The organism is Gemmatimonadaceae bacterium (assembly GCA_036003045.1).
In the GTDB taxonomy this organism is placed as follows: Bacteria; Gemmatimonadota; Gemmatimonadetes; order Gemmatimonadales; family Gemmatimonadaceae; genus JAQBQB01.
Genome location: DASYSS010000098.1, coordinates 1 through 23397 on the forward strand (window position 1 = coordinate 1; position 23397 = coordinate 23397).

20 protein-coding genes are annotated in these 23397 nt (G+C 66.1%); 13 read left to right on the forward strand and 7 right to left on the reverse strand.

Annotated features, from left to right (window positions below; translation table 11 throughout):
* The first annotated feature begins 175 nt into the window (after positions 1-175).
* Positions 176-769, forward strand: coding sequence for a hypothetical protein (locus VGQ44_21030; protein HEV8449321.1), 594 nt, complete (start codon positions 176-178; stop codon positions 767-769).
* A gap of 12 nt (positions 770-781) precedes the next feature.
* Here the strand turns inward: VGQ44_21030 and VGQ44_21035 are convergent, their stop codons facing one another.
* Positions 782-1093 carry a hypothetical protein gene (locus tag VGQ44_21035; GenBank protein HEV8449322.1) on the reverse strand — a complete coding sequence of 104 codons (312 nt, stop codon included), beginning with the start codon at positions 1091-1093 and terminating at the stop codon, positions 782-784.
* Positions 1094-1228: 135 nt separating this feature from the next.
* On the opposite strand from VGQ44_21035, the gene VGQ44_21040 reads away from it, so the two are divergent.
* Both VGQ44_21040 and VGQ44_21045 read left to right on the forward strand, forming a co-directional pair.
* The gene (locus VGQ44_21040; protein HEV8449323.1) at positions 1229-2059 is read left to right on the forward strand and encodes a TauD/TfdA family dioxygenase; all 831 of its coding nucleotides are present in this window, start codon (positions 1229-1231) and stop codon (positions 2057-2059) included.
* 19 nt (positions 2060-2078) lie between these two features.
* Positions 2079-2585 (forward strand): GNAT family N-acetyltransferase, encoded by a 507-nt coding sequence (locus tag VGQ44_21045; protein ID HEV8449324.1) that lies wholly within the window; start codon positions 2079-2081, stop codon positions 2583-2585.
* Here VGQ44_21045 and VGQ44_21050 read toward each other — a convergent pair.
* The 4 genes from VGQ44_21050 to VGQ44_21065 are packed head-to-tail and all read right to left on the reverse strand — an operon-like array spanning position 2582 to position 6976.
* Entirely contained in the window at positions 2582-2851 is a 270-nt protein-coding gene (locus VGQ44_21050; protein ID HEV8449325.1) for a hypothetical protein, read from the reverse strand. The two genes, VGQ44_21045 and VGQ44_21050, sit on opposite strands and share 4 nt — an antisense overlap.
* A gap of 34 nt (positions 2852-2885) precedes the next feature.
* A complete protein-coding gene (locus VGQ44_21055) occupies positions 2886-3932 on the reverse strand; it encodes a trypsin-like peptidase domain-containing protein (protein ID HEV8449326.1) in 1047 nt (348 codons plus the stop codon).
* Positions 3933-3965: 33 nt separating this feature from the next.
* Complete coding sequence (locus tag VGQ44_21060) at positions 3966-6638, reverse strand: ABC transporter permease (GenBank protein HEV8449327.1); 2673 nt, start codon at positions 6636-6638, stop codon at positions 3966-3968.
* On the reverse strand, positions 6635-6976 hold the full coding sequence (locus VGQ44_21065; protein ID HEV8449328.1) for a PadR family transcriptional regulator: 342 nt from the start codon (positions 6974-6976) through the stop codon (positions 6635-6637). Before VGQ44_21065 ends, VGQ44_21060 begins: the two co-directional genes overlap by 4 nt.
* 418 nt (positions 6977-7394) lie before the next feature.
* Between VGQ44_21065 and VGQ44_21070 the strand changes: the two genes are divergently transcribed.
* From VGQ44_21070 to VGQ44_21110, 9 genes are all read left to right on the forward strand, one after another.
* On the forward strand, positions 7395-8579 hold the full coding sequence (locus VGQ44_21070) for a hypothetical protein (protein HEV8449329.1): 1185 nt from the start codon (positions 7395-7397) through the stop codon (positions 8577-8579).
* A gap of 62 nt (positions 8580-8641) precedes the next feature.
* A complete protein-coding gene (locus tag VGQ44_21075) occupies positions 8642-9655 on the forward strand; it encodes a GNAT family N-acetyltransferase (protein ID HEV8449330.1) in 1014 nt (337 codons plus the stop codon).
* Positions 9652-11355: a thiamine pyrophosphate-binding protein gene (locus tag VGQ44_21080; GenBank protein HEV8449331.1), complete on the forward strand. Its 1704-nt coding sequence runs from the start codon at positions 9652-9654 to the stop codon at positions 11353-11355. Before VGQ44_21075 ends, VGQ44_21080 begins: the two co-directional genes overlap by 4 nt.
* A 346-nt stretch (positions 11356-11701) precedes the next feature.
* Positions 11702-12685, forward strand: a complete 984-nt coding sequence (locus tag VGQ44_21085; GenBank protein ID HEV8449332.1) for a hypothetical protein — start codon at positions 11702-11704, stop codon at positions 12683-12685.
* Positions 12686-12869: 184 nt separating this feature from the next.
* Positions 12870-13208 (forward strand): PadR family transcriptional regulator, encoded by a 339-nt coding sequence (locus tag VGQ44_21090; protein ID HEV8449333.1) that lies wholly within the window; start codon positions 12870-12872, stop codon positions 13206-13208.
* 1 nt (position 13209) lies between these two features.
* Positions 13210-15861, forward strand: a complete 2652-nt coding sequence (locus VGQ44_21095) for an ADOP family duplicated permease (protein HEV8449334.1) — start codon at positions 13210-13212, stop codon at positions 15859-15861.
* Positions 15858-16373: a hypothetical protein gene (locus VGQ44_21100; GenBank protein HEV8449335.1), complete on the forward strand. Its 516-nt coding sequence runs from the start codon at positions 15858-15860 to the stop codon at positions 16371-16373. Before VGQ44_21095 ends, VGQ44_21100 begins: the two co-directional genes overlap by 4 nt.
* On the forward strand, positions 16370-17134 hold the full coding sequence (locus VGQ44_21105; GenBank protein ID HEV8449336.1) for a hypothetical protein: 765 nt from the start codon (positions 16370-16372) through the stop codon (positions 17132-17134). The genes VGQ44_21100 and VGQ44_21105 overlap by 4 nt, the downstream gene beginning before the upstream one ends.
* 158 nt (positions 17135-17292) lie before the next feature.
* Entirely contained in the window at positions 17293-17778 is a 486-nt protein-coding gene (locus VGQ44_21110; protein HEV8449337.1) for a hypothetical protein, read from the forward strand.
* Between the two features lie 2 nt (positions 17779-17780).
* Here VGQ44_21110 and VGQ44_21115 read toward each other — a convergent pair whose 3' ends face one another.
* Together VGQ44_21115 and VGQ44_21120 are read right to left on the reverse strand one after the other, a co-directional pair.
* Positions 17781-19547 (reverse strand): ABC transporter ATP-binding protein, encoded by a 1767-nt coding sequence (locus tag VGQ44_21115; protein HEV8449338.1) that lies wholly within the window; start codon positions 19545-19547, stop codon positions 17781-17783.
* Between the two features lie 89 nt (positions 19548-19636).
* On the reverse strand, positions 19637-22096 hold the full coding sequence (locus tag VGQ44_21120; protein HEV8449339.1) for a phosphoketolase family protein: 2460 nt from the start codon (positions 22094-22096) through the stop codon (positions 19637-19639).
* Positions 22097-22147: 51 nt separating this feature from the next.
* Here VGQ44_21120 and VGQ44_21125 point away from each other — a divergent pair, with 51 nt between their 5' ends.
* The gene (locus tag VGQ44_21125; GenBank protein HEV8449340.1) at positions 22148-23392 is read left to right on the forward strand and encodes an acetate kinase; all 1245 of its coding nucleotides are present in this window, start codon (positions 22148-22150) and stop codon (positions 23390-23392) included.
* The last annotated feature ends 5 nt before the right edge of the window (positions 23393-23397 follow it).

The following is a 23397-nucleotide window of genomic DNA, read 5'->3' on the forward strand; positions in this document are numbered from 1 at the left end:
CTCAACGATTCTTCGCGACCGACGACGCGGCGGCCCAGTCGATCATCAGTTGGCAGTCGCCGACCAGCAGTCTCGTTCCCGTGAGCGGGCACATCGTGCTCTCGCCACCTCCGCTTCTCTCATCTGTTCTCGACGGCGCGACGGCGTCCACGCTCTGGCGCAAAGGAGATTGATCATGCGTACCACGCTCATCCCGTTCGTAGTCACGCTCGCGACGAGCGCGGCGGCCGCGCAGCAGCCCGCACCGGCGCGCCCGCCTCAGACGGGCGTGGCGGTATGCCCGATATACGTCGTCGATGGGAGGCCCATCGCGCCTGCGGCGAGCGATTGCGTCCCCGTGCCGGCGCCGGCCGCCCGCAACGTTCCAGGAAACCTGTCGCCGACGGTCGCCCCGCCACCGGCCGCTGACCCTCTCGCGCGTTTTCTCTATCCGCCGGAACTGGTGATGGGCAACCAAGAGGCCCTCGGGCTCACCGACAAGCAACGCTCGGCGATTCAAGACGCCGTCAAGGAGGCGCAGGCCAAGGTGGTCGACGTTCAGTTCAAGATGAGCGCCGAGGTGGAGAAGCTGCAGCGTCTCCTGCAGGTCTTCACGCCCGACGAGCCCAGCGTGCTTGACGAGGTCGGTCGCGTGTTGACGTTGGAGCGCGACATGAAGCTCACACAGATGACGCTCATGGTCCGCATCAAAAGCCAACTGACCGAGCGCCAACAAGGGCTGCTCGATCAGATGCGCGTGAGCTGGATTCCGCGCCCCGCGAAAGAGTGAGCCGCGTCGCGGCTAGTGCGGCGTGATGACCGTCGATGGCAGCGACGACGGCCGCGCGGGCGCGTCGTGACGGTCGGCGAGGATGCGCGCGGTGAACCGCTGCGCCTCCGAGATGCGCTCGACCTCGATCGCGAGCGAATCCAGCGCGTCCATCACGCGTGAGTTCGGATCCTTCGCTTCGCCGCGGATCTGCTGCGTGAGCATCATGCGATCGAGCATCGTCTCGGCTCGCTGCGCGCGCTTGAGGGCCATGATCCACAGCGTCCCCAGCAGGATGGTTACGGGCGGGCACGCCAGGCCGAGCACGAGGACAATGTCCTTCATCGCCGATTTCTCCGTTGGTGTTCGTCGCGGACCGGAGTCGCTTGACGCCTGTACGAAAGCGCCGATCTGGCGGTTTCGCCAGCCGTTCCGCCCTCGTCCTTCCGTCCCTTTCGACCGTCGGCCATACTAGCTCCCATGGACTATCGAACCATTCAGGTCACGCCCTGCTCGCCGGTCATCGGCGCCGAGATTCGCGGCGTGGACCTTACGCAGCCGCTGTCCGACGATCAGTGGAACGAGGTCCTCGACGCGTTCCACGAATACGCGGTGATCTTCTTCCGCGACCAGCGGCCGATGACCCCGGAACAACACGTGGCGTTCGGCAAGCGCTTCGGCCCGCTGCATTTCCACCCTGCCGCGCCGCATATGGAGGGTCATCCCGAGGTCTTCGTGATCCACGCACACAAGGACTCGAAGATCGCCAACGGCGAGTTCTGGCATTCGGACGTGTCGTGCGACGTGGAGCCGCCGCTCGGCTCGATCCTTCAGATCCATCTGCTCCCGCCGTCTGGTGGCGACACGCTCTTCGCGAGCATGTACGCCGCCTACAACGACCTCTCTCCGCGCATGCAACAATACCTCGAGGGCTTATGCGCGGTGCACGAGTCCGAGCACATCTACCGGGGCCGCTACTCCGATCGGGGTGTGAAAGACGCGGGCAAAGTCTACCCAACCGCGGTCCACCCGATCATCCGGACGCACGTCGACACGGGGAGGAAGTCGCTGTTCGTGAATCGGACGTTCACGACGCGGATCGAAGGCTTGCCGGAGGACGAGAGCAAGGCAGTTCTCCAGTTCCTGTTCAACCACGCCGAAAGCCCCTGGTACCAGACCCGTTTTCGCTGGCGCGAGAACGACGTCGCGTTGTGGGACAATCGCTGCACGCAGCACATGGCGATCTGGGACTACTGGCCCAATGAGAGAAAAGGAAACCGGGTCACGGTGAAAGGAGAACGGCCGGTCTGACGGCATTGATTCGCGTCACATGAATTTCTTGTTCCGACCTCTCACGACGTCCGACGTTCCAATGCTGCACGAGTGGCTGAGCCGCCCGCACGTGGCGGCCGTGTGGACGCCGACGCCATCGATGGAGGAAGTGCGCGAAGAGTATTTGGGGAACGCGGACGACCCGTCGTTCCCGCGCGCCTACATCGCGCATCTCGACAGCACGCCGATTGGTTTCATACAGTCGTACGTCGCCGCGTACTCAGGCGACGGCTGGTGGCCGGACGAGCGCGATCCCGGCGTTCTCGGCATCGATCAGTTTCTCGCCGACGAGGCGCGGCTGAACCAGGGAATCGGCTCGGCGATGGTACGTGCGTTCGTCGACCGATTGTTCGAGGATCCGACGACCACGCACGTGCAGACCGATCCGAGCCCGACCAACGCGCGCGCGATTCGATCGTATGAGAAGGCTGGGTTTCGTCGCGTGGGTGAAGTCGACACGCCCGACGGACCGGCGCTGCTGATGATCCGCGAACGGCCGGCTTAACGCAGAAATCGGCGCGCCAGCGACTCGAGCCGGTCGTCGCCGCTCGCCTCGGCGCGCGCGCGAATCCGCCGCACGTGCTCGTGCAGTTTGGGTTCGCCCCAATAGTATCCGGTGGCTTGTTCGGCGCTGGCCGTTTCACCTTCGCGCGCGGCCTCGAGCAGCACCTCCGCCGCCACCGCGTCGAACGACGGATCGTCGCGTGTGGGAAGGACGTACTGCTTCCCCGGCCCTCCCCCGGCGTCTTCGTTCACGAACGCGCGCGACATCGTTCTCTCCGATCTCCGTCTTGTCGGCGCGAAACTAGCGCGCCGGATTCTCGGCCGGAATGATCGGGAAAATCCGCCGGGCTCCGTCTCGAACGATCGTGATCGGAACCGTCTTCCCGATCCGCTCCTGCGCGAGGAGGCGTTGCAGGTCGTCGACGCTGGCGACGCTCGTGCCGGCCAGCTCGACGACGATGTCGCGCGGGCGCAGCCCCGCCGACTCGGCCGGACTGTTCGGCATCACCGCCGTGATCAACACCCCGGCGGCACTGTCCAGATGGCTGATTTGGACCCGCCGCCGCGAGAGCGTGATCGTCTGGCCGCTCACGCCGATCCATCCGCGCTGCACACGTCCGTGGCGAATCAATTGCGGAATGACGAAGCGCGCCGTGTTCACCGGAACGGCGAAACAGATCCCCTGTGCTCCGGCGATGATCGCCGTGTTGATCCCCACGACTTGCCCGCGCGAATCGACCAGCGGACCGCCGGAGTTCCCCGGATTGAGCGCCGCGTCCGTCTGAATCACCCCGTCGATCAGACGTCCCGACTGCGAGCGCATCGTGCGACCGAGCGCGCTGACGACGCCGGACGTCACGGTGGATGAGAAGCCGAGCGGATTGCCGATCGCGATCACGACTTGCCCCGCACGCAGGCGCGATGAGTCGCCGAGCGACGCGGCGACCAGCGACGGAACATCGACGCGAACCACCGCAAGATCGGTGTCCGGATCGACGCCGACCAACTCCGCCGTATGGCTTTCGCCGTCGGCGAAGGTTGCACGAATCGTCGACGCGTTCTCGACGACGTGACTGTTCGTGAGAATGAACCCGTCGGGCGTCAAAACGAAACCCGAACCGGCACCAGTGCGTTCGGAATCCGGCGGTCGGCGTCCGCGCGTGCGACGACCCGGAGAAGCGTTCAACGAGATCTCGAGATGCGCTACCGCGGGCGCGACCCGATCGACCGCGCCCACGACGGCGGTCGAGTAGGCGTCCAGAAGCTCCGGGCTGTTGTCGTGCGTTTGTGCCTGTTCCGACGAAACGGCGGAGGCCGGAACCCGATTGTTCCTGAGTAGCTGCAGCATACTCTTGGAAAATACGGATGCGGAGAAGGCCGTTCAGGTTCTCAGCGCTTCGAGCGGGTCGATCCTCGTCGCCCGCCTGGCGGGCACATAGCTCGCAACCGCCGCCACCAGCGCCAGGAGCGCCGCGACGATGGCGTACGTCTTCACGTCGTGCGTCGTGATTCCGTACATCAGCGCCGCCAGAAACCTCGCGAGCCCGCTCGCGACAACCGTTCCAGCGGCGACTCCTGCGACGCCGAGCACGATCCCCTCGCGGAGCACCATCCACTGCAACGCCCCTCCTTGCGCGCCCAGGGCCATACGAACTCCGAATTCGTGCGTGCGCTGCGCGACGAGGTACGCGATCACGCCATAGACGCCGACGATCGCCAGCGCGAGTCCCGTTCCGCCGAGCAGGATGAGTAGCCACATCGTGAAGCGCGGTTTTGCCTGCAGATCGGAGAATGCCGTCTCCATGGTCGTCGTGCCGGAAAGCGCGAGATCCGGGTCCACCGTTGCAACCGCGCGGCGGATCGACGGGAGGAGCGTCGAAACCGGGAGCGCACCGCGAATCAGATATGCCATCGAGAAGTTCTGCGGCCACTGCGCGCTCGGCATGTACATCTCACGCGGCGGATCGACGGCCTTCCCTTTCGCGTGCGTGTCGCCGACCACGCCGACGATCGTGCGCCACACCGGTCCGCTGTTGGTCGTCGACGCGCAGCTCGTGATCAGCTGCCCCACCGGGTCGGCGTCGCCGTACAGATCGTGCGCCAACCCACGCGTGACAATCGCGACGGGCGGCCCGTCGGCCACGTCCGTATTGTTGAAGGCGCGCCCTCGAATGACGGGCTCCCCAATCGCACCGAAGTACGCCGCATTGGCGCCGCGCATGTTCGCGCCGAAGGCGCCGTCGTCGTGGCCGTTGCTCCCCGGACGCATCGCGTTGCAGTTCCACTGCCAGCCGCGCTGCACCGGTGCGAGCGACGTGCGCCCCACCGACTTCACACCCGGAATCGCGGCGAGCGCTTCATCCAGCCTGAGAAAGCCCGCCTCGAGCGCTCCGGGCGCCGTGGCGTAGCGCCGCGGCGGGAGCATGATGTTGGTGATCAACAGATTGTCGGTGGCGAATCCGGGTTGAACGGCCTGCACAAGCATCGCGCTCCGAATCAGGAGCGCAGCGCCGACGAGCAGCACTTGCACGAGACACAGCTCGCCGACGACGAGCAACCCACGCACGCGATCGCGCGCCGACACCGACGCCTCGCGGCCGCCATCCCGCAGCGTTTGTTGAAGATCGGTTCGCGCGGCGCGGAGGGCGGGCAAAAGGCCGAAGAGCACCGCGCAGGCCACCGCCACGGCGAACGTGAACGCCACGACCGCCCCATTGAGCGTTGAATCGCGCAGTCGCGCCATCCCCGCGGGACTCGTGACCAGGAATCGAACGCCGCCCCATGCGACGGCCAGACCGAGAACACCTCCGGTGAGAGCGAGGATCAAGCTCTCGACGAGCAGTTGACCGACGATGCGGCCGCGTGAGGCGCCCAGCGCACCGCGAATCGCGATCTCGGCTCGCCGCGTCTTCGCCCGCGCGATCAGCAGGTTGGCGACGTTGGCGCAGGCGATGAGCAGCACGAGCATCACCGCGCCAAGCAGCGTAAGCAGGAGCGTGCGATTGACCGGTCCGACCATGTCGTCGGCGTAACGATGGACGTCGACGTCCTCGAACCCCGAGTTGGGATATTCTTTGGCCAGTCGCCGCTCGATCCCGGACAACTCGCTGCGCGCCTGGTCGATCGACACACCCGGCTTCACCAGCGCATGAACCGACAGCTCGTGATCGCTGTGGTCGTTCCAGCGTGCCGGCGGCACCTTCATCGGCACCCAGACCAGCTCCGCCGGCCATCCGATGGTGTGATCATACGGCGCGACGCCGACGACCGTGTAATCGGTCCCGTCCAGCGTGATCTGTTTGCCGAGGATCGACGAGTCACCGCCGAGTCGCGTGCGCCAGAAGCTCTCGGACACAACAGCCACCGGTGTCGCGCTCTGGCGCTCGTCGTCGGCGCTGTAGTAGCGGCCGAGCACCGGCGGGATGAACTCGACGTTCCAGAAGCTGCCCGTCGTCGACAGCGTCTTGACCGGCGCCGGATCGCCGCGGCCGGTCATCGTTCGATCGCCGCCGCCCCAGAACGCGCCAATGACGGCGAGCGAGTGCGCGTTGTCGCGCCACGTGGCGTAATTCCCGAAGGTCACGGAATTGACGTTCGCGCCAGTGCGTTCACCGACGGTGATGATGCGGTCGCTGTTCGCGAACGGCAGCGGCTTGAGCATCACGCTGTACACGACACTAAAAATCGCGCTGTTGGCGCCGATGCCGAGTGCCAACGTTGCCAACGCGGCGGCGGTGAATCCCGGAGCCTTCCGCAGTTGTCGGACGCCGAACGCGACGTCCTGCTTGATCGTCTGCCACCACTCGGTTCGTTGCATCGTCTTCTCCCGCTGCCGGCTGAGGGTGTACAGCGTTTCCCCGATGCGATCGACGTCGCCGAACTTTCGCTTCGCCGCGTCACGCGCGGCGTCGCGCGACATTCCCGCCGCTATCAGCTCCTCGATCGTGGATTGCAGATGGAAGTCGAGCTCCTCGTCCACGTCGCGCGTTGGATTCCCGCGGAGGAATCGCGCATACCGGCGCCACGCGGGAACGCGGTCGTCGCCCGGGATCACGCCGGCTCTCGCCGCGCGGCCATGATCTTTCCGATCGCGCCGGTGAGCTGGGCCCACGATTCCGACTCCGCATCGAGCTGGCGCCGTCCGCTCGCCGTGAGTCGATAATACTTCGCGCGACGCCCGTTCTCGGTGAGCGCCCACTGCGCCTTGATCCAGCCCTTGTTCTCCATGCGATAGAGCGCCGGATACAGCGACCCTTCCTCGACCTGGAGAAGGTCCTCGGTCGTGTGCTGAATCCATCGCGCGAGTCCGAAGCCGTGCATCGGTCCCCAGGAAAGCGACTTGAGGACGATGAGATCGAGGGTGCCTTGAAGGAGGTCGAGGCCGCGCGTCATGCTCACCTAGACACTCTAATGGAAGAGAAGGTTTGGAACGAGTCCCGGGCTCCGGGACGGCCATCTCCGAAACTGCCCGAGGCCGAAACTGCCATCGCCCGAAAGTGCCATGGCCGAGACCGCCGCAGCCTCGGAGTTCCCCAGTCTCCGGATCCGGCAGTCTCGCAGTCCGGAGTTCGGTGCCGATACTATATCTCCGGAGGTTCTGGCCTCAGAACCGCGGCCGGGGGGCCCGCGGAACCTGCCGGGACGCCGCCGACGCAATTTGTCCGCGCCGCGCGGCCGTTTGTCGTTCTTGCCTCGGTCCACCTCATCCGTCTGTGTGGTTCGCTCACCCCCCGCAGTGACCCAGTGAGCGCATAAAGGAAAGTTTATTTTGCCTTTCAGCGGAGTTCGCCAACCACTAAGATTCTCAGGCGTGAGCACGCCGAGACCGCCTGTCCTGGTCCTGGGATCGGGTTTGACCGTGCTCGGTGCTATTCGCCTGCTGGGTCGCGCTGGATTTACGCCGCTCGTCGTCAGCGACCGGCCGGGCATCGCGAAGAAATCGCGCTGGTTCCGAGCCGCCCCGCGCTCCACCTCGAGCGCCAGTCCGCGAACCGATCTTCCGGAGTGGCTGTCTGGCCTACCCCTCGACCGCGCAGTTCTGTTGCCCTGCGAGGACGACTGGGCATTGCGCGTCGCGAAGTGTGCGTCGGAAGTCGCCGAGCGTTTTCCGACGAGCCTTTCGAGCTACGCCTGCTTGGAGACCGTCATCGACAAAGGGCGCCTCGCCTGCGTGCTGGACGACCTCGCGCTTCCGCATCCCCGCACGATCCCGATCGATGCCGACGAGGAAGGAGCCCCGCGGCCGCAGTCGGCGCTCGAGCACGTGTTCCTCAAGCCGCGCGATTCCGCCGCGTTTCACCGCCAGTTCGGCGTCAAGGCGTTTCAGGTGACGACCGACGCCGACCTCGCGGCCAGGCTGGCGGACGTCAGGCGACTCAACCTCGCGGTACAACTACAGGAGTACGTACCCGGGCCGCCGTCGAACCACTACTACGTCGAGGGCTTCATTGACCGCGACGGACGGCGGCGGGCGCTGTTCGTTCGACGTCGGCTGCGCATGTACCCGGCGGACTTCGGGAACAGCACCTTCTTCGAGAGCGTCGATCCGTCGGCCGTTTCCGACGCGGTGGCCACGGTGACGACTCTGCTCTCGCACGTCCGCTACCGCGGCATGTTCAGCGCCGAGTTCAAGCGCGACGCGCGCGACGGTATCTGCCGACTCATCGAGGTCAACGCCCGCCCGTGGTGGTACGTCGAATTCGCCGGCCAATGCGGCGTGAACGTTTGTGGAATGTCCGTGCTCGACGCGCTGGGCGAGGACGTCCCGGAGACGATCGGCTACCGCCTCGGCAAATCGTGCGTGTATCCGTACTACGACTACTTCGCCTGCCGAGAACTGCACGCGAGAGGTGAGCTGACCACGTTCGAGTGGATGTCGTCGTGGCTGCGGTCCACCCAGCCGGTCTTGCGCTGGAGCGATCCCTTTCCCGCGTTCAGCGAAACGGCCACGCTCCTCAAGCGGCGCGTGGCCTCCTACCTGCGTCGCGCCGGCTGATGGGGTGGGACGTCGAGGTCCGAGCCCTCGAGCAAGATGCGTGGCCAGCGTGGGAGAAGTTCGTGGCGAGCGCGCCCGGAGGAAGCGTCTACAGTCTTCCCGGCTACCTCGACGCGCTGTGCACCGCCGGCGGCGGACGCTTCCGAATTCTCGGCGTGATGCGCGGCGAGGAGATCGTCGGCGGGGTCGCGCTGTACGAGCGAACCTCGCGCGGCGGGCCGTTCGTCTCTCCGCGCCTCCTCTTGTACTACAACGGCGTCGTCGTCCGGCGGTATGAGACGTCGTACCCGTCCGAGGCGACCGCGCGCCATGTGAAGATTCTCACGGCGCTGGAGACGGCGCTGTCGGGAATGCAGCTCGGCAGCATCAACCTCCGCTCGCGTGGGCTGCACGACGTGCGACCGTTCGTTTCGAAGGGATGGAGCGTCGCGCCGAGCTACAGCTACGTCGTCCCGCTCGACCTCGCGGCGGCGTGGGGAAAAGTCGAACAGAATCTGCGCCGGCTCATCGATCGCGCGCGCAACGCCGGCATGACGCTGAGCGACGCCGATGATTCGTTCGACGACTTCTTCCGGTTGCACGAGGCGACGCTCGACCGCCATGGCGCGGGTGTCTATTTACCTCGCGAGGCGTTCCGCAAGTTCTGCGGCGCGCTCGGGCGAAACGGCTTGGGCAAGCTGTATCAGGTTCGAACAAAGGACGGCGCTCCGGCCGCCGCGCAGCTGGTCCTGCTCGGACCGCACTCGGTGAGTCATACCGCGTGCGCCGGAGCGGACCCCGAGCTCAACAAACAGGGCGCATCGGCATTCCTGCGTTGGAGCGCCTTCGAGACGCTGTCCGCGCTCGGCTACAAAGGAAACGACCTCACCGACGCGTCGCTCAATCCGGTCACTCACTTCAAGAGCCAACTCGGCGGGACGCTCGAGCTTTCGCTCGTGCTCCAGAGTCCGCGCTCGCGTCGCTACGTCTGGAACGAACGGGCCGACACCGCGGTCGCGCGCGCGCGAAGCCGGGCGGGCGCGCTCGTGAGACGCATCGCGCGGCGCGGTGCAAACGGGAGCGAGGGAAGCGCGTGACTCCGCGCACGGGCGCCGAAGCATTCTGCGATGCGTTGCAACGCGACGGCGTCGAGTGCGTGTTCGGGTTGCCCGGCACGCAAACGGTCGAGATCTACGACGCGCTGCGCTCGAGCCGCATCCGTTCCATCGTGCCGACGCACGAGTTGGCCGCCGCCTTCATGGCCAACGGCTACGCTCGCGCCTCGGGGGCGCCGGGCGTTCTGATCACGATCTCCGGCCCGGGCGTCGCATTCGCGGCCGCCGGCTTGGTCGAGGCGAAGCTGGACGGCGTTCCACTCGTTCACTTCACGATCGCGCCGGCGACGGGACCGACGGGCGAGCCGTCGTTTCAAGCGTTCGATCAGGCGGCCTTCGCCCGCCCGATCGTCAAGGCCGTGCTGCGAGCCGACGAGCGCGAAGAAATTCCGAGAGTCGTCCGCGAAGCGCTCACGATGTCGATGGCGCCGGAGCCGGGCCCGGTATTCGTCGAGTTTTCGGCGCGCGCGTTGCGCGAGCGAGCTACTGATTCAACCGCGACGATCGCCGACGCTGACGAATCGAAGAGCGCGGCGGATGATCCTTCGCTCGACGAGTTGGTGGAGGCTGTCGCATCGGCGACGCGGCCCGTGTTCTACATCGCGTGCGACTGCAGCGGATCGGCCGACGCGCTGGCGAACGTCGCGGCGCTCGGTCGTATTCCGGTGCTCGTCCCCGCACCGTCTCGCGGCGTCATGCCGGAAGACCACGCGTGGTCGCTGTGCTGCGACGATCAGCGCACGTCGTTCGATCACATCCAGACTGTCGTTTCGAGCGCGGACCTCGTCGTCGTCGTCGGCACGCGGCTCAGCCACGTCGCGACGGCGGGCTTTCGACTGAAGCTTTCCCCCGAGCGCGTGGTCTGCGTGTCGGATTCGGGCGCGACCCTCCCGCACGGATATTCCGCGCGCGCGTACGCGTCTTCGTCGCCATCTCGGGCGTTCGCGCGTCTTTTGGCTTCGTCGCCACGCTTCGGATCGACGTGGTCGGCGAACGAGGTGGCGCAATTGCAACGTGGCTTCGGCTCGGCCACGCCAACGGATCCCCCCGAACCGGTCGTCGAGGGAGGAACGCCGGCCGCCTTCTTCGGCGCGCTGCGCGCCGCGCTCCCGCGCGACGCATTTCTCGTCACCGACTCGGGTCTCCATCAAGTGCTGGCCCGCCGGCACTACACGGTGTTGTCGCCGCGCGGGTTCTTGTATCCGAGCGACCTTCAGTCGATGGGGTTCGGGCTTCCCGCGGCGATCGGCGCCAAGCTTGCCGCTCCCTCGCGAACGGTCGTCGTCGTGATGGGTGACGGCGGACTCGCGATGACCGGACTCGAGTTGCTGACGGCGGCACGCGAGCAGATTCCGGTCGTCGTCGTCGTGTTCAACGACGGCCAGCTCAACCTGATTCGTCTTCAGCAGCTCAAGGAATTCGGACGCGCGAGCGGCGTCGAGCTGCTCGTTCCCGACCTCGAGCAGTTCGCCGACGCGGTCGGCGCGCGCTATTTCACCGCGGCGAACGATTTCGCGGAGGCGATGGCGGCCGCGATCGCGGAGAACGGACCCGCGTTGATCGAGGTCGCCGTCGGCGATTCGAGAACAATCGCGGGAGTTCGCGCGAAAAGCCTCGCCCGCGAAACCATGCGGAAGGTCGTAGGGCCGGGCGTCGTCAGCTGGCTCAAGCGGCTGCGCTAGACTCGCTCGCTGTCACGGCCGCAGCGGCCGTGAGAAAATGCTGTCGTGCGTCGTCAGGGCCGGCTTCGGCGACACGCCTGCCTTGACGGACCCCAGCGACGCGAAGAGCGGAAGTGGCGGTCTTGCACGACGCGAGCGCGGTCAGCGCGATCGGCCATACGGCGCGCGAACAGGTCATTTGTCCAAGCCCCCAATCGGGTTTTCGGACGACGGCTAAGCAACGAGGTTGCGCAGTCAGCATCGAAATCTCAACGCGGCCGGGTGACTGGTGTCACACTCTAATGGAAATTTCCGTATTTCTTTTGTGAAAACGCCGCCCTCCCCTCCCCCCAAGGCCGCTCACCCCATGCGCATTCGACTCGCCGCTCTCGTCATCGCGGCCGTTGGAATCTCCGGCCGGACCGCCAATGGCCAAGAGAAGCAGACGCAGTCGACCCCCGCCCTGATCTGCGGCGCTCACGAGCCCGAGATCAAGGTCGACTCGCTGACCGATTCCGTCCGTGCCTGCATGCGCCATTTCGAGGCCGACGTGATGCGGGCGCAGTTCGAGCATTCGTACATCACGAGCACCTCACTGACCGGCAGCCAGCCCCGCCTCGTGTTCGAGGGCAACATCGCGCCGGCGTTCTCCCTCGTCACGCCCGGCAAGAACATCGCCCTCGTGCTGACTCCAAAAGTCGTGATGCGCATGTTCGCCGCGAACTCGGTTCCGGTGAAGACGCCCAGCTACATGCCGCGCATCACCCTGTATCGGTTTGCCGAGCCCACGGTGCAAAGCGTTCGAGATTCCACCGCGCGCTTCATGTTCCTCACGGTCAGCCATCATTCGAACGGCCAGAGCGGCCCGTTTCTCAATCCCGACGGCTCGGTCAACCACGACACCGGGAATTTCTCGACGAACTTCGTCGAGTGCGGCGGGGTGATTGGTGTCGCCCTGAGCCCCCTCACCAGCATCACCGGGCGATCGTCGATCGAAGTGCATGGACTCTATGACGACTCGTCGAACGTGCACTATAGCCACCTTCGGCCGCACGTCGGTTTCAACCTCAGCCACAAGGGAGCGCACAACGGCAACGGCGAGTGGAACGCGATCTCGATCGACGTGGCCGTCACGTATCTCTCCGGCGACGTCGCGGTCCCGTTTCACGGCCGCGGCAGATTCCCGCTCACGACGAACATCATCTACCGTCCGAGCTGGGCGCGCGAAATCGCGTACCTGGTGAGCGGCTACTGGGGTCAGGACTACTACAACACGTATTTCGACCAGAGCCGATCGATGGTGCGCTTCGGCATATCCGCCGGCACGATCAACGGAAGCTTCGGCCGGTGAGGCATCCCCGCGCTGCCTGATTGATACAATCGGCGCGCCGAGACCGTGGCCGAACCTCGTTCTAGTTCGGTGCGGCCAGTACGCGACGCGCTACCCTGCGACGTTACCCGGTCCCGCGTCGCGCCTCTTGACGCCGGGGAAACCCGCGGCCAACTTGATCCCTCACTTAGTGAGTGGAGAGCTGATGACGCGCGACGCCAACGCGCTGCTCCACGGCGCGCTCGACGTGCTCGTGCTGCGGACCCTCGCCGCCGGGCCCATGCACGGCTACGGCATCACCCGGTCCATCGAGGAACGCACGCGGCACGAGCTCGACATCCTCGACTCCGCCCTCTACAAAGCGCTCCAGCGTCTCGAGGCGGCCGGCGCGATCGACTCGGCCTGGGGCGTGTCGGACAACAATCGCCGCGCCAAGTATTACTCGCTCACCACGCAGGGCCGGCGGACGTTGCGCAGCGAGACCGCGACATGGAAGCGCTTCGTGGCCGCCGTGACGGGCGTGTTGGAACCCGACGAGGCGTGAGATGCAACGCTTCTCATCGAAAGTCCCGGCAGGCGTGCGCCGCCTGGTCCGCTTGCCGTGGACCCGCGAGCGAATGAAACGCGACCTCGAGGACGAATGGCGCTTTCACCTCGAGGCTCGAGCGGCCGAGCTCCGCACGCAGAATCCGGAACTGAGCCAATCCGACGCGATGGCCGAGGCACAGCGTCGCTTTGGGGATCTGCAGGAGCTGCGCGGCGCATTCCAGAAACTCGAAAGGGTCAGCGCGCGCCGGTTGTTCCTGGCCGAGTGGCTCGACGATTGGGCGTACGACCTGCGCTATGCCATCCGGCAGTTCAGACGGTCCCCGGGATTCTCGTTCGTCGCCGTGTTCACTCTCGCCATCGGCATCGGCGCCAATGCGGCGATCTTCAGTGTCGTCAACCGAATCCTGCTCGATCCGGTGCCCTTCCCCGGCGGCAATCGAGTGGTCGCGCTTCGACAGGTGTCGGCGGACGGCGGCCTGATGTTCCCGATGGCCGGATCGATGGTGCGCGCGTGGGCCGGGCACGCCACGACCATCGAAGCCATCGCGAACCTCGGCGAGCGACAGGTGCATGCCGACGAAGCCGCTGACCGCGATTCGATTCAGGCTGCCGTGGTCACGTCCGAGTTCATGAGGGTGGTCGGCCTTCGGCCGGCGCTCGGACGATCATTCAACGCCGACGAAGCGCGGAGCGGGTCCGGCGTGGTGATGATCGGCCACGCGCTCTGGCGCGGCAGCTACGCGGGGCGACGCAGCGTCATCGGCTCGACGATCCATCTCAACGGCAAACCTTACGTCATCATCGGCGTGACGCCCACGGGGATGGCGGTGCCGATGTCGCTCAGTCCTCCGCCCGACGTCTGGCTGCCGTACGACCTCAACGCGATTCAAGGCGCGACGTTTGGAGCGTTCGCGCGACTGCGCCCCGGCGTGACGACGGACGTCGCGTCCGCGGAGTTGCAAGCCGCGGTGCGCGCGCTTCCCGACTCGATCTCCGACTCGAACCTGCGCGCGCGCGTCGTCCGCCCGCGCGAGTTCGTGGAAGCGCGCGAAGCGACGACGTTGCGCGTGCTGTTCGCCGCCGTGGGGCTGCTGGTCCTCATCGCGTGCGCGAATGTCGCGAACTTGCTGCTCGCTCGAGCATGGAACCGTCGACGCGAGTTTGCGGTGCGTGTCGCGCTCGGCGCCGGGCGTTCACGCTTGGTCAGGCAAGTGATGGCGGAAAGCCTGACGCTCGCGGTCGTCGGAGGATCGCTGGGCGTGCTGCTCGCCTGGGAAGGGCTGCGCATCATCATCGCGATGCGACCGCCTTCGCTTCAGCATCTCGTGGCCGTTCACCTTGACTCGGCCGTCGTCCTGTGGAGCGCGGCCCTCGCGCTCGGGTCGGGCCTGCTGTTCGGTGCCGCGCCGGCGATTCTGGCGACCGACTCGATCGGCGACGCCATGCGCGCGAGCGCGGGTGGTGCCGGAGGAGCCGCGAATCTCGTCGCGCGGAAAATTCGGGGCGCGCTCGTCGTCAGTGAAGTGGCGCTTGCCCTCGTGCTCCTCGTCGGTGCGGGACTGCTGGTTCGTTCCTTTGTCGCCCTCCAGCACATGGACGTCGGCTTCGACCGGCGCGGTCTCATGTCGATCGGCATCCACTTTGCTCGGGGCGTCGAGGTGCAGCAGCGGGAAGACCTGCGCGCCGCGTTCGTGGCTCGCGTCGCAGCATTGCCCGGTGTGACCGGAGCGGCAGTCGGTACACTGCCGAGCACCGGGTTCCTCGTCGGCGCCGAAGTACAGCGCGAAGGCGGGGGCGGTGGCCAGCCATCGCCCGTAAAATCGTTCACGGCGGGCCTCGTGACGCCGAACTATTTCACCGTCTCGCGCATCCCGATCGTCGAGGGCCGCACTTTCGACTCGACGATCGCCGGTGCTCACGAAGCAGTCGTCAATCGCACGCTCGCGCGCCGGCTCTGGCCCGACGGCCACGCCCTCGGCTCTCGGTTTCGGACGAGCCCGAAAGGCGATTGGACCACCGTCGTCGGTATCGCGACCGACGTGCGAGTGCCGTGGTTCGGCGGCGACCGAAGCGACCTTCAGATCTACACGCACCCGCCGATCAACATGTTCGCCCTCGGCCTGTTGGTGCGCTCGTCGCTGCCGATCGGCGCGTTGATGCCGATGCTTCGTCACGCCGCCGAGGAGACCGACTCGCGGATCACGCTCGGGCAAGCGACCGACGCCGACGAGTTGGTGTCTCAGGCGCTGTCCCCATCGCGGTTCGCGACGACACTGCTCGGGGCGTTCGGCGCGATCGCGTTGCTGCTGTCCGCCGTCGGGCTGTACGGCGTGGTCGCCTATGCGGTCAGCCAACGCACGCGAGAGATCGGCGTGCGGGTCGCTCTTGGCGCGAGGCCCGAAGAGATTCGTCGATTGGTGGTGGGGCATGGGGTGCGGCTCGCGACGATCGGCATCGCGATCGGGCTGGCGGGTGCGGCGGCGGTCGTCGGCATGATGAGAGGCCTGCTCTATGGCGTCGCTCCGCTCGATGTCACGACGTTCGTCAGCATCGCCGTCGTTCTTCTCGCCGTCGCCGCGCTTGCGTCGCTCGTGCCCGCGCACCGAGCGTTGCGAATCGATCCGATGGACGCGCTCCGCGCCGAATGAGGATTCACTCGGTCCGCCTCGCGCTTACGGTCGCGCTTCTTGCGGCCGGTTGCCGCCACCACGTCGAGCCCGAGCCGCTGCCGGCGATGCGACCGCACTGTTGGTGGAACAGTCAGTATTTGGCCGTCGCGCCCGTGTGGGTGGCATCGCGGTTCGAGAGCGCCATGGAGTCCGGCGGCTATCCGAACCCCCGGATGCTGCGCGATGCCGACAGCGCGTGGGCGACCGCCAATCCGCGACCGGCCATTTCCTCGAACGGGCCCGCGTATTCGTTTCGTGTGGTCGCCTACCCCGCGAGCGACAGCGTCGCGTGCGCTTGGCGCGGCGTGGCGGATGCACCCATCGCGCGAAAGCCCGCCGGCGCGCTCACGTGCTTTCATGTCAATGCGTTGATCTATCGGCCGACGGGCGGCTGGACTCCCGCGGACAGTGAAGCCTCGCGCGGCCGTGTGCTCTCGCTGTGCGGCGATCTTTACAAGGAAGCGGTGGGTGACTTGGTCAAGCTCAAATGAGCATCCACCAATGGTCGCGACACCTGGCGCCGTTCGGCGTGGTTGTGGCCTCCCTGTTTTGTCCGACGACCGTTCGTGCGCAAGCTGACGGCGCGCCGGGTGACTTTCTCAAAACGTCCGCTGTTCCAATCGCGACAGCGCGCCGGGGCTGTCTCGAGCTCGGCGACGGCGCCAACACCGTGGACGTTCGTCAGGTCGGTCCATGCGTCTCGCTCGGCTTCAAGGCGATCGGGGTCGCCGATGGATCGCGCTGGTATTCATCGATCGCTCACCGCCGGTGGTTACTCACCGACCCGGCCAAAAGTTCGGCGGATACCGCCGCCGAATCCGAGCTCGTTCTCTTCAGCGTGGACACGCAAGCGGCAACGCGCGACACGCTCGCGACGCCGGTCTGGCATTACCGGTTCGAACCCGAAATGCTTCGGTCGGTCACTCCGCAGGTCGCGGTGGTGAACGGCGCCGTACTCGTCGCGATTGACAGGTGCGTGAATGGCACGGGCGGCTGCAGCCAGAACTTTCTGCTCCGGCGCGACGCCAAATGGAGCATCGTGCGGCTGTCCTTTCTCGATTCGCTGAACCGCCAGTTCCCACAATCGGTCAACCACGGGTATCACGTCGACGTTCGAACGTTGCGCGGCGACGCGGCGGTCTACTCACCCAACGACGCCAACTGCTGTCCGTCCCGCGTCGCCGAGATGAAGTTGCGGCTGCGCGGAAATGCGTTGGAGATCGTCGAGCTACGCGTTCGGCCCAGCAACTGATTCCGCCGTTCTCCTCGTACAAATCGGCGACGCATCTCGAATAGTGAATTCGATCCGGCGGGCTCCCGTGCATCGGGCGGCTTGACAGTTTCTTACGCCTCCCTATCGTGCGTGCGTAGCCTCTCCCCCACCCGTCCACACTCGCCCCCAGAGGCCCTATGTCCGTCGCGCAACGAAGCAGGATCGCGCTCGTCACGGCGCTGTGCATCTCCGCCTGCGTCAAGCACGAACAGGCACAGGATACGGCCAAACTCGGCCCGGCGGCCGCACCGCCCGCGCCGGCAACGCCGGCGGTGACGCTCGCCGACTTTGCCGGCAAATGGCAGATGTCGGCCACACCGGAATCAGGCAAGGACACGACCGCGGTGAAGTTCACGATGACGGCGAGCGCCGACACGAGCGGCTGGATGGTCGAATTCCCATCAGGCGTGAAGACCCCGCTCCAGGTGCGGATGTCCGGCGACACTCTGATGTTCAAGAGCGCGGCGTTCGCGAGCCAGCGTCGCAAGAACGCCAAGGTGTGGAGCGACGGCTGGGTGCGCCTCGACGGCGGCAAGCTCACCGGGATCACCACGGCGCACTACGGGGGCACCGGACCGGATTCCGTTTTGAGGCAAAAGACCCAAGGCATGAAGCTGCCGTAGCTCTACACGAGCAGCTGCGTATCGAAGAGCCGAGCGTAGACCCCGCGCTCGGCCATCAGCTCGTCGTGCGTTCCCTGCTCGGCAATCACGCCGCCGTCCAAGACGAAAATCATGTCCGCACGCTCGACCGTCGCGCGGGAATGGGCGATCGTGATGGACGTGCGCCCCTGCATCAGACGCGACATGCCGTCGAAGACCGCCTTCTCCGACTCCGGGTCGAGCGCCGCCGACGGTTCGTCGAGTAGGAGAATCGGCGCGTCACGGATGATCGCGCGGGCGATCGCGACGCGCTGGCGTTGGCCGGTCGACAACGTCTGACCGCGCTCGCCGAGCACGGAGTCGTAGCCCTCGGGCATTTGGCGGATGAACTCGTCCGCGTTGGCCATCGTCGCGGCGCGGATGATCTCGCCCTGCGACGCGCCGGGCTTGCCGTACGCGATGTTCTGCGCGATCGACGCGTGGAAGAGAAGCGCGTCTTGCAGCACGAAGCTGATCTGGCCGCGCAGCGACTCGAGCGTGAAGACGCGGACGTCCTGGCCGTCGATTTTGATCTCACCCTTGAGCGAATCGTACAACCGCGGGATCAGGCCGATGAGCGTCGATTTGCCGGCGCCCGTCTGGCCGACGAGCGCCACGCGCTGGCCCGCCTCGACCACGAGGTCGATGTCCTCGAGCACGAGACCGTCCGGCTGATATCCGAACGCGACGTGTGAGAACTCGATGCGCCCCTTGAACCGCGGCGCGCGCTTGGCGTTCGGCCGCTCGCGCACTTCGCTGTCGATCGAGAGCAGCTCGCCGACCCGCTCGAGGCTCACCGCCGCCATCGACAGCGTGTCGCTCATCTTCGACAGGTCCTTCATCGGCTTGTACATTTTGTCGAGATAGAGCACGAAGACGAGGAGCGCCCCGGCACTCAGCTCGTTGCCGATCACGAGCCGGACACCAAACCAGAGCACGACACTGGTGCCGATGGCGACGAGCACGTCGACTTGCGGTCCGAGCCTCGCCTTGAGACTGCGCGCGCGGAGACTCAGGTCGACGATCGCCTGCGATTCCTTGTCGAGCCGCTTTTCCTCGAGCTGTTCGCCGGCGAACGCCTTCACGACCCGCGCCGACGATATGGACTCCTGCGCGACCGACGCCAGCTCGCTCTGTTTCTGCTTCACGTCGCGCGAGGCGTGCTTGATCCGGCGCGTGAAGCCGTAGATCATCGCGAACAAAAAGGGCGCCACCGACAACCCGATCAATGCGAAACGCGCGTTGAGGTAGAACATCACGCCGATCATGCCGACAATCGTCAAGGCGTCGAACAGAATACCAAGCATCGCCGAGGCGATGAAGCTCTCGATCGAGTCGATGTCGCTGGTGAGACGCACGAGCATGTCGCCGGTTTGGCGCTTGTCATAGAAGGAGAGCGACAGCCGCTGCACGTGATGATAGAGCAGATGGCGCAAGTCGAACCCGACCCGCTTGGCCACCGTCGTCGCGAGGAAGTCGTCGAAGTACGACGCGACCGCGCCGATCAGCGCGATGACGATCACGGCGAGCGCCGCCACGTCGAGCGCACCGAGTTTGTTCGCGTCGCCGACGTGCGCCGCGAGCCAGCCGGGCATCGGCTTGGTCCCCAGGACGTAGTCGAAGATGACCTTGAGGGGCCACGGCTCGGCGAGTCCCATCCCTGCCTCGACCAACATCGCGAAGAACGCGACGGAGAGCAGCGGCCAGTACGGTCGTAGCAGTCGAGCCCGATTCAGCCGGCGCGTCGCCATGTCTGCGAGCGTTGCAACGGCCAAGCCCGACCTGTCAGAGCGGGCCGAGCGTGAACGCTAACGTTTTCTCTCGGAGCTTGTGGCACTCCTCAGTCCGTCCAGCGCCAATCCCGAATCTGGGGGAGATCCTCGAAGTGCTCGCGCGTGTACGCGGTGGCCTGCTCGAGGTGCTTGCTCAACTCTTCGGTCAGGTCGTGCGCGCGACGCGCCGACAGCGGTGAAAATCGGATGGCGAGAGCAGCGAGATGGAAACGGCTCATGTGGTTCAGCGCGACCATGTCGAATGGCGTGGTGGTCGTTCCCTGCTCGTTGAACCCCCTCACGTGAAAGCGCGACGGATCGGGTCGCCGGTGCACCAGCTGGTGCACGGCGAACTGGTAGCCGTGGAACGCGAAGACCACCGGCTTGTCGCGCGTGAACAGGGCGACGAACCGCTCATCCGACATTCCGTGCGGATGGATGGACGGCGCGAAGAGGCTCATGAGGTCCACGACGTTCACGACCCGCACGCGCAGCTCCGGAGCGAGGCGGCGCAGCCACCACGCCGCGGCCACCGTCTCCAGCGTCGGCGTGTCGCCGGCACACGCGAGGACCACGTCCGGTTCGTCCTCGGTGTTCCCGGCCCATGCCCACGTCGATGCGCCGGCCGCCGCGTGCTCGCACGCCGCGTCGATCGACAACCATTGGAGCTGCGGCTGCTTGTCGATGACGATCAGGTTGACGTAGTTGCGCGAGCGCAGGCAGTGGTCGGCGACGGACAGCAGCGTGTTCGCGTCGGGCGGCAGATAGATGCGCGCGACGGTACCGCGCTTGGACAACATCACGTCGATGAGCCCGGGCCCTTGGTGGCTGAACCCGTTGTGGTCGTTCCGCCAGCATGTCGACGTCAGAAGGATGTTCAGCGAGGCGACGGGCGCGCGCCACGGCAGATTCACCGCCTCCTCGAGCCACTTCGTATGCTGCACGATCATCGACGCGGCGACCATTGCGAACGACTCGTAGGTCACGAACAAGCCGTGCCGGCCGGTGAGCAAATACCCCTCCAGCCAACCTTCGCAGAGATGCTCGCTCAAGACTTCCATCACGCGCCCGTCGGCGCTCACGTGATCGTCGATGGAGAGGCGTCGCTCGACGAGGCACCGCGACTCGACCTCGAACACCGCGGACAGCCGGTTCGAGTCCGTCTCGTCGGGACAGAAGAGGCGAAAGTTCGACGGGGCGGCGTTGGCGAGAAATGTGTCGCGCAACAGCTCGCCCAGCGTACGCGTCGACTCTCGCCGAACATGCGCCGGCTTCGGCACGTCGACGGCGTAGCGGCGAAAATCGGGCAGCACGAGCGGGGCAAGCAGACGCCCCCCGTTGGCGTGCGGATTTGCGCCCATGCGGCGATCGCCGCGCGGCGAGAGGGTCGCCAACTCGCCGACGAGGCCGCCCTGATCGGTAAACAACTCCTCCGGGCGGTAACTGCGCATCCAATCGTCGAGCGCCTGCAACTGGTCCGGGTCGCTTCGCGCATTCGGCAGAGGCACCTGGTGCGCGCGGAACGTGCCTTCAACCGGTTTGTCCCCGACGACTTTCGGTCCCGTCCACCCTTTCGGCGTGCGCAGCACGATCGCCGGCCAGGTGGCGCGTGCACGAATGCTCGACGCGCCGCCGATGCCCGCGCGCGCATCCGATTGAATCGCTCGAATTCGATCGAAGCATTCGTCGAGCACGGCGGCAAGACTCTGATGGACTTCGGCGGGCACGTCGCCCGACACGACGAACGGCTCATAGCCCTGGGCTCTCAACAACTCGCAGACCGCTGTGTCGTCCTCGCGGCCCAGGACGGTCGGCCCACTGATCTTGTACCCGTTGAGGTGGAGCACAGGCAGCACCGCGCCGTCGCGCGCCGGATTCAAGAAACTCGTGCACTTCCACGACCCCTCGAGCGGCGCGGTTTCGGCTTCGCCGTCGCCGACCACGGCCACCACGGTGAGGTCCGGGTTGTCGAACGCCGCGCCGAACGCGTGCACCAACACGTACCCCAACTCGCCGCCTTCGTGGATCGACCCTGGCGTGGGAACGCTGACGTGGCTCGGAATTCCGCCGGGCGTCGAGAATTGTCGAAACAACCGTCGCATCCCGGCGATGTCTCGCGTGACTTCGGCGTAGACCTCCGAGTAGGTTTCCTCGAGGTACACGTTGGCCACGAGCGCCGGACCGCCGTGTCCCGGACCGGCGAGATAAATCACGTTCGCGTCCCGCTCGACGATCACTCGATTCAGATGCGCGTAGAGCAGGCTCAAGCCGGGCGACGTCCCCCAATGTCCGAGAAGGCGGGGCTTGATGTGCTCCCGACGAAGCGGCTCCCTGAGCAGCGGATTCTCCTGAAGGAAGATCTGCCCGACCGTCAGATAGTTCGCGGCCGCCCAATACCGGTCTATGCGGCGCAGCGCGTCGTCGCCGAGCGGGCCGCGCACGCGGCGCGTCTCCGCCACGGCCGGCTCTTCGGTCGCGAGCACGGCGCTCGAGACGCTTTCATCGAATACGAATCGTGAGTCCGACACGGCCCACCCCCGCCCTCGGCTGACGGTACCTTCTTCGTCGAATCCCTCTCCGTGCGCATCCTCGTCCTCAACGTCGGTTCGTCGAGCCTCAAGTTTCAGCTCGTCGAAACGGATTCCGACGCAATCGCAAACCATCACGACCGGCGGCTCGCCCGCGGGCAGATCGAACGAATTGGCGGCGAGGCAATTTGCACGCTCGCTCGCGAGGGCCAACCGGCCGCCACGACCACGGCCGCCCTTCGCGACCATGACGCCGCCATTGCCTACCTCATCAATTGGCTCACGACCGCACAGCGCGCCGCGCCGGCCGTCGTCACGCGCGTCGGCGACATCGACGCCGTTGGACATCGTGTCGTCCACGGCGGAGAGCGCTTCACCGCGTCGACCCTCGTCACCGACGAAGTCCAACGCCACATCGAAGCGCTGATCGACCTGGCGCCGCTCCACAACCCGCACAATCTGCGAGGCATTCAAGCTGCACGAGCCGTGCTCGGAGCGGGCGTCCCGCAAGTCGCGGTGTTCGACACGGCATTTCACCAGACGCTTCCCGAGCGTGCCTACCTGTACGCGATTCCCTATCAGCTCTATCGCCGCTACCGGGTGCGGCGCTACGGCTTCCATGGCACGTCGCACCGCTACGTGGCATACCGCTACCGTGAGCTGACCGGCCGCGCTCGTGACAAGACGCGCATCATCACGCTCCACCTTGGGAACGGCGCATCGGCGTGTGCGGTCGTCCAGGGCGACTCAGCCGACACGTCGATGGGATTCACGCCACTGGAAGGTCTGGTCATGGGCACGCGATCCGGCGACCTCGACCCTGCCGTCCTCGATTTCGTCGCGACGAAGGAAGGGCTCGACCTTCGCGAAGTGGATCTGCTGCTGAACAAACAGTCGGGCCTACTCGGGATTTCCGGCCTCACGTCCGACATGCGCGAGCTGATCGCCGAGGAGGGCGAGAACGGCGACCGCCGCGCCGCGCTCGCCATCGAGATCTTCTGCTACCGCGTCAAGAAATATCTTGGCGCCTATCTCGCGGCGATGAACGGCGCCGACGCGATCGTGTTCGCCGGCGGCATCGGTGAACACTCCCCGATGATCCGTGCACGAATCTGCGCGGATCTCGATTGGCTCGGCATTCGCGCCGACGGCGCCGCCAACCAGAAACTCGACGGCGGCGAGGGTCGGTTCGATGCGAGCGGCTCACGCGTCGAGCTGTGGGTGATTCCGACCGACGAAGAGTTGCTGATCGCCCGCGACACATGGCGCGTCGTGAACGGAGCGACACCGCCATGAGAATT

What these genes read in the sequence shown, in the direction of transcription:
- VGQ44_21030 (HEV8449321.1), top strand. Translation starts at nt 176, where the DNA reads ATGCGTACCACGCTCATCCCGTTCGTAGTCACGCTCGCGACGAGCGCG.
- VGQ44_21035 (HEV8449322.1), bottom strand. Translation starts at nt 1,093, where the DNA reads ATGAAGGACATTGTCCTCGTGCTCGGCCTGGCGTGCCCGCCCGTAACC.
- VGQ44_21040 (HEV8449323.1), top strand. Translation starts at nt 1,229, where the DNA reads ATGGACTATCGAACCATTCAGGTCACGCCCTGCTCGCCGGTCATCGGC.
- VGQ44_21045 (HEV8449324.1), top strand. Translation starts at nt 2,079, where the DNA reads ATGAATTTCTTGTTCCGACCTCTCACGACGTCCGACGTTCCAATGCTG.
- VGQ44_21050 (HEV8449325.1), bottom strand. Translation starts at nt 2,851, where the DNA reads ATGTCGCGCGCGTTCGTGAACGAAGACGCCGGGGGAGGGCCGGGGAAG.
- VGQ44_21055 (HEV8449326.1), bottom strand. Translation starts at nt 3,932, where the DNA reads ATGCTGCAGCTACTCAGGAACAATCGGGTTCCGGCCTCCGCCGTTTCG.
- VGQ44_21065 (HEV8449328.1), bottom strand. Translation starts at nt 6,976, where the DNA reads ATGACGCGCGGCCTCGACCTCCTTCAAGGCACCCTCGATCTCATCGTC.
- VGQ44_21085 (HEV8449332.1), top strand. Translation starts at nt 11,702, where the DNA reads ATGCGCATTCGACTCGCCGCTCTCGTCATCGCGGCCGTTGGAATCTCC.
- VGQ44_21090 (HEV8449333.1), top strand. Translation starts at nt 12,870, where the DNA reads ATGACGCGCGACGCCAACGCGCTGCTCCACGGCGCGCTCGACGTGCTC.
- VGQ44_21095 (HEV8449334.1), top strand. Translation starts at nt 13,210, where the DNA reads ATGCAACGCTTCTCATCGAAAGTCCCGGCAGGCGTGCGCCGCCTGGTC.
- VGQ44_21100 (HEV8449335.1), top strand. Translation starts at nt 15,858, where the DNA reads ATGAGGATTCACTCGGTCCGCCTCGCGCTTACGGTCGCGCTTCTTGCG.
- VGQ44_21105 (HEV8449336.1), top strand. Translation starts at nt 16,370, where the DNA reads ATGAGCATCCACCAATGGTCGCGACACCTGGCGCCGTTCGGCGTGGTT.
- VGQ44_21110 (HEV8449337.1), top strand. Translation starts at nt 17,293, where the DNA reads ATGTCCGTCGCGCAACGAAGCAGGATCGCGCTCGTCACGGCGCTGTGC.
- VGQ44_21115 (HEV8449338.1), bottom strand. Translation starts at nt 19,547, where the DNA reads ATGGCGACGCGCCGGCTGAATCGGGCTCGACTGCTACGACCGTACTGG.